The organism is Campylobacter concisus (assembly GCF_902460595.1).
GTDB lineage: Bacteria > Campylobacterota > Campylobacteria > Campylobacterales > Campylobacteraceae > Campylobacter_A > Campylobacter_A concisus_BL.
The window spans coordinates 1-4,613 of record NZ_CABPVA010000013.1 but is presented as its reverse complement, the minus strand read 5'-3'; the positions used below and the strand labels follow the sequence as shown (position 1 = coordinate 4,613).

The following is a 4,613-nucleotide window of genomic DNA, read 5'->3' as shown; positions in this document are numbered from 1 at the left end:
ATTTAATATTATTTTAAACTTTTTTATATTAGAATTCTTTTATATTTAAAACAAAGGAGAAAAGATGCTGCCGAATAAACCGCAAGATTATCCTAATAGTTTTCCAGCTCGAGTATGGTATACGCACCTTATAGAAGAAATCGGTGAAGAAGCTATCGAAAAGCTTGGCTTTTATCCAAACGAAAGACTGCTTGACACAACAAAAGCCTTAGTAGCAAAACAAGATCAAGCACTAGCTAATTTTTTTAGTCAAAGAATATTTTGGGGAATTTTTTATAGCAGTAATGGCGGCATTGAAGAGTCTTTAGGCGTAGGCAATCGTAGGATAATTCCACTAATATGGTTTAGACAAATTGCCGACAGTAAGTTTGCTAACTCGCTTAAAGAGGTCGCAAAAATTGCAAAAAGTGATTTAGAACAACTTCTTTATGAAGGTATCTTGTATCAAGAATTTTTTGAGTTACAAATTTTAGTTAAAAAGGATAGCATTGAATGGCTAAAAAATAATGCTACCAAGAATGAGGTATTAAGTCATCATGGCTTTAACAATATGTTGGGATATAAATATTTCTTAAAAAGAATAAGAGAGGGATTAATGTTTTCAAATCAAGCTTTAGAGAATGGTTTTGATGAAAAAAAACTACCTCGTTTTAGTGAAATGGTAGCACAAGGAGATGGAGCATTTTTACCTTGTCCATTAGTTAAAAACGATCTACACTTTGGTGGTGGAAAATGGCAAATAGAATATGAGTTTGTCACAGATGGTGACTATTAATATATTAAATTTTAAAATAATTTAATATAGTAAAAAATAATTTAATACAAAGGAAAAAAGATGAGATTACTAGGCAAAATTGCACTTGGTGCAGCAGCAACAATCATGCTTATTGGTTGTGGCGAAGGATCTAAGTATGGCGATAAAGAATATACATTTGAATATTTAAGGGATAATGAACAATTGCTAGTAGAATTGGTTCAGTGGTGCGAGTTAAACAAAAATGCAAATTTAAATACAACACAAATGAAAAACTGCCAAACTGCATATGACAGAAAATCAAGGTTGACTCAAAAATGGGGAAATGAGCCAAGTAAATGGGAAAAATTAGTCGAGAAATACGGAACTAAAAAACAATAAGCATAGTCTAAAGGATAAAAAATGGTAATAGCAGTCTGCAATGAAAAAGGTGGTAGCGGAAAAACAAATATTGCTATAAATTTAGCCATAAAATTAGGTCTTATGAAAGATGACACTCTTTTAGTAGACGCTGATCCTCAAAGAAGTATAGATGTTTTTACTGATATTAGAGCTGATGCAAATTTACCACTACTATTTAATGCTGTTTCAAAACTTGGATCATCGATGCTAAAAGAGATACAAAGCTTAAAGCAAAAGTATGATAGTGTAGTAATTGATACTGGTGGACGTGATAGCCAAGAAATGAGACAAGCGTTAGCTGTTTGCAATATTGCTATTATCCCAGTTATTCCGAGCGATCTTGATATTGCCGTTTTGAACAAAATGATACTAGTTTTTAATCAAGCGAAAATTTACAATCCGAATTCAAAGGCACTAATAGTTATCTCTAAAGCTTCACCAAATCCTTTTCTAGCTAAAAAAGTAGAAGCACTACGTGAATATATTAGCGAAAAGAAGTTAGAAGATATTTTTCTAGCAAATAGCATAATCTATGAACGCGAGGCATATAGAAATGCCTTTTCAGCAGGAATGGGTGTGAGCGAATATTGCAAAGATAACGAAAACGCAAAGCTTGATTTCGAAGGCTTCTTTAACGAACTTGTCAATTTTGCTAATAATTAAAAACAATATTATATTATTTTATAAAGTTTAAAATAATATAATATATTGAATTAAAAGGCTAAAATCAAAGGAAGAAAAAAATAATGGCATACATATCTGGCTGGGAAGCTTTAAATATACCTAGGCTTGATGGTTCAATCGCCGACTGGCATCCACTGCTTTATTTTGCCAATAAAAACAATATAAAAACTTACGAGAATAATGAAATTTTAGGTTCTTTGGGGATACAAAGGCGATATGTAAAGATGCTTGATAAAGAAGAGTATGTAGCAAATTATGCAAGAGCGATAGCTGATTTAGTCTATAAAGGCGAAACAGCTGGTCTCAAGAACTGCGTGCAAGATTACTTGGATGATAACGAGGAAAGCGAACTTTTCAACTATTTAAAGCTTATAAATAAAAACAAAAAAGTTGATGATTTTATGAAATTTGAATTAACAAAGCTATATTTTAAGGATAAAAGATGCTAGAGCAATATCAAAAAGATAGAGTTAAACTTATAAAAGAAATTTTGCCATATCTTGGGGATACCTTTGTTTTAAAAGGTGGAACGGCACTTAGTTTATATTATGGGCTAAATAGATATTCAGAAGACATTGATTTGGATTGCACAACCAACAATATGAATTTTATAAACAAGCTAAAGCGCCATAAAGATTTTAGTAATTGGAATATAAATATTAAAAAAGATACCGACACTGTTTTTAGAGCAATGATAGATTATGGTGCAACCTCTCATTACGGCAGCTATCCACTAAAAATAGAAGTTAGTAGCAGAAACAAAGACCTACTGAGATCCAAGACTTTAAATTTTGAAAATATAAATGGTGTTAACGTCTATTGTGTGGATGAGCTTATAAAAATGAAAGGAGTTGCTTTTAGTGGCAGAGATAAAATTCGAGATTTTTATGATCTAGGGTATCTACTACAAACTTATCCTGACAAATTTAGCAAAGAAAATCTTTTTGGAATACGAGAAAAGATCTTTTACTGTGGCGAGGATGAACTAAATTTACTTTTAAAAGATGAAAGTTTGCAACATAAACTTATATCACAAGACAAAATTCACATAACTGATACTTATACTCAAGATGTATTAAGGCGTATCAATACTCTACTAGAGCCAGTAATACAAAGAGATGCAACACAATCTCAAAAACAGCAAAATGATAGTTCAAAAGCCGTTCTGTCTAGACTTGGTATAGCATATGTCAAAAAAGTAGAAAGTGGAGTCATAAAAATAAAAGAAACCAAGAATACAAAAGAAAAGGAAAGATAATGGGAATATTGGATAAGAAAAATGGATTTGCATTTGTAAACAATGCCAACATTGCAGCAAGTAGCAATGTGGAAGAATTTATAAACTCTGGTGCTGCAGATAGTAATGAAAAGAAAAAAAGCAATGCTGGACGTCCCAAAAAAGTGGGTGAAAAACCGGTATCGGTTGCAATATATCTTATGCCAAGCGAAAAAGAAAGACTAGAAAATGAAGCGAAAGCTCAGTTTATGAGCTTGTCTGGGTATCTAAAATTGAAAATTTTAGCATGACTACATGTAGGTTATGGCTATACCGTAAAGAAATAGAGATAATTAAAACAATCCCCAAAGATAACAAGCAGATGTGTCTATCTGTTAAAATCTTTTTTATTAAGACTATTAGCTTTTTTGCTATCAATATTTGTTGTATTTTCCACAACCTTTTGTTTAGCTTGTAAAATTTGAGCTTTGCTTGAGTCAGTTTTATTTTGTTTTGGATTAACATCTTTTGTTTGCGAGGATGGAGCAACAACTTTTGTGTCACTTCTGGAAAGAATTTTATATTCAGTCTTTTTCTTTTCAGCTTCACTGAGGGGAGTCAATTCAACTTCTCTCTTTCCTTCTACAGAACAATCCCACACATTCCTATAAAGAGTTTTTTCGCACCATTGTTTAGTTTTTTTATCATAAATTTTCTTTACAATCGGTTCCTGAGCAGTTACTGCAAACCTAGCATAATCTCCATTTGTAATATTATAATCTTTCATTAACTGCCTTAAATGCTTGCCCCAAAGAATAGTTTCTTTCCCTTTACTTGTCTCAAATTTAACATAATACGACTCTTCGGTATGCTCATCTAGTGAAAAATTATATTTTGCTTCACCATATCCAGTTATCTTGTAATGATGCGGCTTATGTCCATCCCAAACGTCTGGAAATTTATTCTTAGAAAATTTCTTATTTTTATAAGAAAAATTTGTTGCTTTATATCCCAAATCGGTTAAATTCTTTGCAAACTCATCACGCATCATATCCAAATCAGCTGGAGAAATTTTAATTCTTTTTCCATTACAATCAACACTTTTTAAATCCAAATGGCAATGAGGATTATCTGTGTCATGATGGACTGCTAATATAAAATGATTATTTAAAAATCTTTCTTTAATGGTTTTTATTGCAGCATTTTTAATTTCCTCGACAGGGATATTATTTTCACCTTTCATAGAAAAAACCATATGCACTACCTCGTTTTTTTCTTTTAATTTTAGTTTTTCAACATCATGTTTATTGGGAATATCATAAACCCCATCTTGGAATGTTGCAGCTATTTCATTTATATCATTAATAAAAATTTCATTATCACTTTCTAAAGGATCATTAATAAAAACATCAAGTAAGCCGTCTCGGCTAATATATTTTATATGGCTTTTAAGTTGATTAAAATTTTGATCCTTGCCAGTAATTTTTATCAAGACTTGAGAATTATATCCACGTCTTTTAGTTAAAAGTTTAGTTGTATGCTCTCTTTCATTTTTAG

At 31.3% G+C, this 4,613-nt stretch carries 7 protein-coding genes; 6 read left to right on the top strand and 1 reads right to left on the bottom strand.

The features are described from left to right. The first annotated feature begins 64 nt into the window (after window positions 1-64). From F3G86_RS09900 to F3G86_RS09875, 6 genes are all read left to right on the top strand, one after another. On the top strand, window positions 65-775 hold the full coding sequence (locus F3G86_RS09900; RefSeq protein ID WP_103610254.1) for a hypothetical protein: 711 nt from the start codon (window positions 65-67) through the stop codon (window positions 773-775). A 60-nt stretch (window positions 776-835) separates the two neighbouring features. Further along, window positions 836-1,135 (top strand): hypothetical protein, encoded by a 300-nt coding sequence (locus tag F3G86_RS09895; protein WP_103568037.1) that lies wholly within the window; start codon window positions 836-838, stop codon window positions 1,133-1,135. Window positions 1,136-1,156: 21 nt separating this feature from the next. After that, complete coding sequence (locus F3G86_RS09890; protein WP_103568038.1) at window positions 1,157-1,819, top strand: AAA family ATPase; 663 nt, start codon at window positions 1,157-1,159, stop codon at window positions 1,817-1,819. An 83-nt stretch (window positions 1,820-1,902) separates the two neighbouring features. Continuing rightward, on the top strand, window positions 1,903-2,289 hold the full coding sequence (locus F3G86_RS09885; RefSeq protein ID WP_103568039.1) for a hypothetical protein: 387 nt from the start codon (window positions 1,903-1,905) through the stop codon (window positions 2,287-2,289). Further along, window positions 2,283-3,098 carry a nucleotidyl transferase AbiEii/AbiGii toxin family protein gene (locus tag F3G86_RS09880; RefSeq protein WP_103588999.1) on the top strand — a complete coding sequence of 272 codons (816 nt, stop codon included), beginning with the start codon at window positions 2,283-2,285 and terminating at the stop codon, window positions 3,096-3,098. Before F3G86_RS09885 ends, F3G86_RS09880 begins: the two co-directional genes overlap by 7 nt. Next, on the top strand, window positions 3,098-3,367 hold the full coding sequence (locus F3G86_RS09875; protein WP_103588998.1) for a hypothetical protein: 270 nt from the start codon (window positions 3,098-3,100) through the stop codon (window positions 3,365-3,367). Before F3G86_RS09880 ends, F3G86_RS09875 begins: the two co-directional genes overlap by 1 nt. Window positions 3,368-3,444: 77 nt before the next feature. Here F3G86_RS09875 and F3G86_RS09870 read toward each other — a convergent pair. After that, the coding region (locus F3G86_RS09870) for a relaxase/mobilization nuclease domain-containing protein (RefSeq protein ID WP_149723754.1) at window positions 3,445-4,613 on the bottom strand (1,169 nt) is incomplete at its 5' end.